This window comes from Bartonella sp. MR100HLJHH, from assembly GCF_042194215.1.
Lineage (GTDB): Bacteria > Pseudomonadota > Alphaproteobacteria > Rhizobiales > Rhizobiaceae > Bartonella > Bartonella grahamii.
On record NZ_JBHIMR010000079.1, the window covers coordinates 1 to 995 of the forward strand.

Consider the following 995-nt stretch of genomic DNA (forward strand, 5'->3'; position numbering starts at 1 on the left):
TTTTTATCGTAATGAACAACTGCTGATTCATCAGACTGAAGACTGTTGGAAAGATCCGTTAAACCTTTCTCAAGCTGACCTTTGTTAACGGCTTCATTATCCTTGGTCGCTGCCTTCACACCAGAAAGAGTCCGATCCGTACCAGTCTTATTGGCAATATTGATTTCACTGCCTTCTACTTCTTTACCAATATTGATAACCTTTGTCTTTTCATCCTGCTTAACAAGGCTATCGCCTACGACTTTGCTAATCTCCTTGTTAATCTCATTATGAATGTTCGTGAAAGAACTGCCAACGCCTGCAAACGCTTCCGCTACACTATTATAGCTCTGCTCTTCAACAGCACTCCCATCTTCCTTGATTGTTTTAACCTTGAAACTAGGAGCGGTCCATTTCCCATCCTTATAGACAGCACCACCACCTAAAGACGTAGCAACCACAGTGCCCAAGGTATGAAGCTGTGAGCCATTAACGGCGTCTGTTGAAGTTTCACTGACAGCTCCAGCTGCAAGAGACGTTATCTTGCTGTTTTCTTGTGTCACTACAACTGTGCTGTCTTCTTTTTCTTCCTTCTTTTCATGCTGCGCTACAAAGGCATGGACTTTATCACTCCACAACAAGGCATCACCTTTAACCTCTTTCGAAATATCATCGATCTTTTGGGTAAACTTATTTTCTACATTCGTTAGATGAGTGTTCACATTCTTGACACTCGTATCAAGACCAGCAAAGGCTGAACCAACATCGTTATATGACTTTTCTGTTGCCTTACCATCTTCAGCAACATTTGAGATCTTATAAGTCGGAGCTGTAAAAGCACCATCTGCAAATGTTGCACCACCACCAAAATAGGTAGCAACGGTATTGCCTAGTGAATGAAGCTGGTCACCATTTACAGCATCATGTGAATCCTTGGCTATCTTACCAGCGGCAACATTATGCAATGCAACAGTGCCTGTTTTGGGATCTCCAAAAGTCACACTATTCTTATTAAT

At 42.0% G+C, this 995-nt stretch carries 1 pseudogene; it reads right to left on the reverse strand.

Annotation, left to right across the window (positions count from 1 at the left end):
* A pseudogene (locus ACFIJ7_RS09610) lies at window positions 1–995 on the reverse strand (hypothetical protein); the annotation flags it as partial.